Genomic DNA, 5,293 nt, shown 5'->3' on the forward strand with positions numbered 1-5,293 from the left:
ACCGTGAGCAGCGAACACCCGACGAGTGGAAGGCAGAACCGATGGGCAACGCGCGAATCCGACGGCCGGAGGCGATGCGCCGCGCCGGTCGCCGTCTCGCCAATCTGGTGCGGCCGGGCGTCGACATCGTCCCCGCGCCCGAAGTCCGGGCCGACTACGACGTGCCCGTACCCATACGCGACGGAACCGTATTGCGTATCAACGTCTTTCACCCCGATACGCCCGGCCCGCACCCGGTGATCATGTCCGCGCACCCCTACGGCAAGGACCGGATGCCGGTGCGCGGCAGGCGCGGTCGCGGCGTCGCGGGCCAGTACCGGCTGATGCCGCAGCCCGGCCGCGTCCGCTTCAGCGACCTGACCAGCTGGGAAGCCCCGGATCCGCAGGTGTGGACCGAGCACGGCTATGTGGTGGTCAATGCCGACCTGCGCGGCGGCGGCACCAGCGCGGGCATCGGCTCGCTGTTCACCGAGCAGGAAGCCCAGGACTACTACGACCTCATCGAATGGGTTGCGGCACAACCCTGGTCGACCGGGCGGGTGGGCCTGGACGGCGTCTCCTACCTGGCCCTGAGCCAGTACCGCGTGGCCGCGCTGCGCCCGCCGCACCTGGCCGCGCTGTGCGTGTGGGAGGGCTTCAGCGACTTCTACCGCGATTTCGCCTACCCCGGCGGCGTCCGCGAGGACGGCTTCAGCGTGTTCTGGAGTAGGGCGACGGCCCGCGCGGCCCGGGTCTCCGACAATATCCGCGCCGAGATCCTGCACCGCCCCGACCGCGACGACTGGTACGCCGAACGCACCCCCGCGCTCGAACGGATCACCGTGCCGATGCTGGTGTGCGCGTCCTTCTCCGATCACAGCCTGCACAGTCGCGGCAGTTTCGAAGCCTTCCGGCGGGCCGGTTCAGCGCGCAAATGGCTCTACACCCATCGCGACGGGAAATGGTCGCACTACTACGGCCCGGAGGCCACCAGGGAGCGAATTCGCTTCTTCGACCACGTTTTACGGGACGCCGACAACGGCTGGGCCGAGCGCCCCGCCGTCCGCATCGCCGTCCACGAGGAGGGCCGCGAACCCGCCCAGATCCACTACTCCGACGAGTGGCCGCCCGCCGACGCCGAGACCGCCACCCTGCACCTGCGCGCCGAGGGACTGCTCACCGACACCCCGGATCCGACCGCGGCACAACACCCCTTCCGCACCCGCCACAGCCTGGCCTGGACCTGGACCGCGCCCGCCGATCTCGACATCCTGGGCCCCGCCGCCCTGCGCCTGCGCCTGGAACTCGCCGACGCCGAGGACCTGAATCTCTTCGCGGTCCTGCGCAAATTCCGCGACGGCCGCGAGATCTGCTTCGAGGGCTCCTACGGTTTCGACGCCGACGTGGTCACCAAGGGCTGGCAGCGCCTGGCCCACCGCACCCTGGACCCGGCCCTGTCGACTCCCCTGCAGCCGGTCCACACCCACCACAAGCCCGAGCCGTTGACCCCCGGCGAACCGATCTCGATCGATATCGCCCTGCTTCCGCACGCCACCCGCCTGCGCGCGGGCGAGCGACTGCGCTTGGAAATCAGTGGCCGCTGGCCGTTCTCGCGTGACCCGCTGCGCGGCCAGTTCCCAGGCTGGTATCACCAGAGCCCGGACACCCGCTGCACCATCCACACCGGCCCGACCGCACCGAGCACCCTGACCTTCAGGTGGCGGCCCGTCGGCTGACGGAATCAGACCGGCAGCAGCTGCCGGATGAGCTTCCAGCGCAACGGGATCACGCCCTCGGTCCGGAAGAGACGCAGCAGCGACACCGCCGCATGGTGCGGGGTCGGGGTGAGGGGAATGCCCGCCGCGGTGACCTGCCACGGCAGCGGATGCCGCGGGTCGGGCAGTGCCATCGCCCGCATTCCGAGGGCGCGGGCGTCCATGAGGCCGTCGGCGGAATTGAGCAGGGCCACCACGTTTCCCGGTGCCATGCCCAGTGATTCGAGTGCGATCTCCAGCAGTTCGGCGGGCCCGTCGGCGGGGTCGCCGACGACGATGCTGGAGATCGGGTCGAAAAGCTCGGGCAGCTGATCGGTCAGCGCCGCGACGTAGCGGGCGGGCGCGGTGGTGGCGACCACCACCGGCACATAGTCCGCGAGCACGCGCACCAGCGCGGCCGCGCCTTCCTTCGCCCGGACCTGCCGTACCTGGTCGAGGGCATAGCCGGTGTCTCGCGGAGACTCGATCAAAGTCCCGTCGAGATCGATGACGACCGCAGCGATCATGCCGAGCTCCTTACCTCAAATAAGGACAATTCAGTCACCAGCCTAGGTGAGGACCGCACAGCGAGGGGCGCAGAAGTCGTGGCCGGGGACAGATATATCCTTCACCGCCGCCGGAAAACGCCGCGGCCCCGAGCCGGAATCAGCTCGGGGCCGCGGGTTTCGCCTAGGACCTACTTCAGGCGGAGGCTGCCGAACAGCCCTTCCTTCTCATCGTTCGGACCGGCCGTGAAGTACAGGGCGTTGGCGTCGCCGAGGCTCTCGCCATTGCCGAACATCAGACCCCACAGCCCGTCGATCTCGGCGGGCTTGCCGTCGGCATCACGCAGGTAGTCGACGAACTTGCCGCTCTGGTCGTCGAGCGCCAGGATGTGCCCCGCACCACCGAAGTTGCCGATCAGCAGCTTGCCCGAGAGCGGCCCGAAGTTCTGCGGGGCGAGCGTGACGGCCCACGGCGCGTTGAGGCGGCCGTCGGCGTCGAGGGTGCGAACCAGCTTGCCGCTCTTGTCGAACTCGGCGACCTGGCCCTTCTTGGCCTTGTTGCCCGCGTCCTTCTCCTGGCCCTTGTCAAGCTTGTCTTCCTCGCCCGCCTTGAGCTTGTTCGGGTCGCCGCCCTCGGACTGGGTGACGGCGTAGGTGACGAAGACGCGGTCGCCGATGGTGGCGACATTGAACGGCGCGGGATCGCCGACCTTGATCTTGTTGCCCTTCGAGGCGTCGGCCGGATCGACGGCGTCACCGGTGGCGAAGGGGTTGGCGAAACCGGTGGTGGGCACCAGCTTCCAGTCCTTGTCGAAGGTGCGGACCTGCGGGTCCTTGCCGAAGTCGGCGGCCAGCAGCTTGGTGCCGGACGGGTCCAGGGCCAGGCCCTTGAACTTCATTCCGGCTGCGGTGCCGTCGTATTCGAGGACGGCCGGGCCGTCGTGGCGCACGATCGCGCCACCCGCGCCCTGCTCGGTCCAGCCGGAGATCTTGCCGGAGTCGGTGGCGAAGATGAATCGCGCCGAGCCGGTGAGCTTCTCGTCCTTGCCGTCGTAGCTGACCGGCTGATCCTTGACCGCGAAGATGTCGGAGGTGATCGGGGCCGGGTTGAAGAGGACGCCGGTGGTCTTGCCCTCGGAGTCGTCGCCGTCGTCGTCCGGAATCGAGTCCGCGCCCGGAATGGTGACCAGCTTCAGCGGGTCCTGGAACATCTTCTGGTACTTGGCATCCGGCGACTGGGTGACGTCACCGACGAACTGGAAGGAGTACCCGCCCGCGCCGACCCAGAAGTGCCCGCCCGCGCCCTTGGGGCGATCCGCGATGCCCCAGGCGTTGATGAAGTTCTTGTCGGTGAACTGCGCCTTGTCCGACTCCTTGTTGGAGGCGATATTGACCTGGGCGTAATGGTTTCCGTCGAGCGCCTTCACGTCGTCGCTGTTCGACTTCGTGCTGCTGCACGCCGCCGCCATCACCAATGCCGCACCCACCGCCGATACGCGCAGCAGGGTCTTACGCACGGGCATGCCGCTCGAGCGTCCGTTCATCTCAGGTCCTTCTTCCAACAAAACGCCCAGGTGCGGCGTTAGGTGATGCTAACCATAGCTGGAAGATTCGAGGCGGCGTTAGGGGACCCTCATTTCCATTCGGAAACGACTATTTTCGCTGGTAGAGATGCAGTCAGTACCACCGACGCCCCATTCCCCAGCATCACTCCCAGGCGAAGCGGGGCTGATCCAGCTCGTCGACGCGGGTGGGGCGGCCGTGCAGGACCACTTCTCGGAACTGGTAAAGGATCGCGGCGGTGGGGGCATGCAGGTGGCCACCGAGCATCGGGAGCTTGATGGCGGGCCGATCGGACCCGGGGACCGGGGAGAACTTCGGCTCGACATCGAGTTCGGCGAGCGGAATCCAGTGCACCACAGCCACTTCGGCGGGATTGGGTTTGAGAACCGGCTCGATCCCGGCCCAGGCCACCACCGGTGTCATCACATACCCGGACCGAGTCGGGTAGTCGTCGAGCAGCCCGAGTACCGCCGTCCGGGGCAGCTCGATCCCCAATTCCTCGTGCAACTCCCGCAATGCCGCCGTCTGCGCGTCCTCACCCGGATCCAACCGCCCGCCCGGCAACGCGAACTGCCCCGCGTGCGCCCGCAGGTCGGCCGAACGCTCGGTCAGCCAGATCCCCAGTTCCCCCTTGCGATCGGCGATCGCGATCAGGACCGCGGCCGCCTTGCGTCCGTCCAGGTCGACGGCCCGACGACCGAAAGACTCCAACGCCTTGGCCACAGCCGCCCGCACCCGACCGGCAGTCCCACCACCGTGCTGGTCCCCACCCGCGTCCGCATCGACCGTCATCCCTCGAACCTAGATCATCCTGCGGCACAGACGACAACGACCGGTCACGCCCGAGGCGCGACCGGTCGTCGGACAGGGGTTGGTCAGAGCTGGAATTCGGCTCGGACCTGGTCCTCGGTGAGGCCGTAGTCGGCGAGGGAGTAGCGGTGGGCCGGTTTGCGGTCGCCGGACTTGCTCTCCTCGTCGAGGGTGGTCATGGCCGAGCGGGCGGCGTCGGTGTAGTCGAGGCCGAAGGTGGAGTAGATCTTCTCGACGGTGGCGAAGGGGTCGGCGCGCAGTTCGTCGAACTCGATGTCGAGGAACTGGTCCGGGTTGTATCGCGCACGGGCCGTGTTGAATTCGCGCAGGCCGCGCGACCACAACTCGAGCTGCGTGGAGCCGATCTTGTCGCCGACGAAGGTGGTGGACCAGCCCTGCGTGGTCGCCTCCGACAGGCTGCACGAGGAGCCGACGATGGTGACCGGGTCACGGTGGGTCTGGATGATCAGCGCGTCCGGGTAGACCTGCATGAGCGAGTCGAGGGCGAACAGGTGGCTGGGGTTCTTGAGGATCCAGCGGCGCTCATCGCCCAGGCCGATCAGTTGCAGGTTCTTCTTGTGCCGCGCGTAGGCGTCGGTCCAGTCCTGTTTGCGCAGCCACTCCGAATAGGTCGGCAGGTAGGCCAGCGACTCGTAGGAGATGGATTTCACCGTCTGCCGC

The 5,293-nt window shown here is 67.8% G+C and carries 5 protein-coding genes; 1 reads left to right on the forward strand and 4 read right to left on the reverse strand.

Translation table 11 applies throughout. The features are described 5' to 3' along the window. Positions 1–1,715 (forward strand): CocE/NonD family hydrolase (locus tag ACWELQ_RS37205; protein WP_452401708.1); only part of this gene is annotated, 1,715 nt, incomplete at its 5' end. Between the two features lie 5 nt (positions 1,716–1,720). Here the strand turns inward: ACWELQ_RS37205 and ACWELQ_RS37210 are convergent. The 4 genes from ACWELQ_RS37210 to ACWELQ_RS37225 all read right to left on the reverse strand — a co-directional run. After that, the gene (locus tag ACWELQ_RS37210) at positions 1,721–2,260 is read right to left on the reverse strand and encodes a hypothetical protein (protein WP_452401709.1); all 540 of its coding nucleotides are present in this window, start codon (positions 2,258–2,260) and stop codon (positions 1,721–1,723) included. Positions 2,261–2,430: 170 nt separating this feature from the next. Further along, a complete protein-coding gene (locus tag ACWELQ_RS37215) occupies positions 2,431–3,783 on the reverse strand; it encodes a TIGR03118 family protein (RefSeq protein ID WP_452401710.1) in 1,353 nt (450 codons plus the stop codon). 163 nt (positions 3,784–3,946) lie between these two features. Then, entirely contained in the window at positions 3,947–4,594 is a 648-nt protein-coding gene (locus ACWELQ_RS37220; protein WP_452401711.1) for an NUDIX hydrolase, read from the reverse strand. 83 nt (positions 4,595–4,677) lie between these two features. Beyond that, positions 4,678–5,293 (reverse strand): sulfotransferase family protein (locus ACWELQ_RS37225; protein ID WP_452401712.1); only part of this gene is annotated, 616 nt, incomplete at its 5' end.

The sequence above is a fragment of the Nocardia sp. NPDC004722 genome (assembly GCF_053601505.1).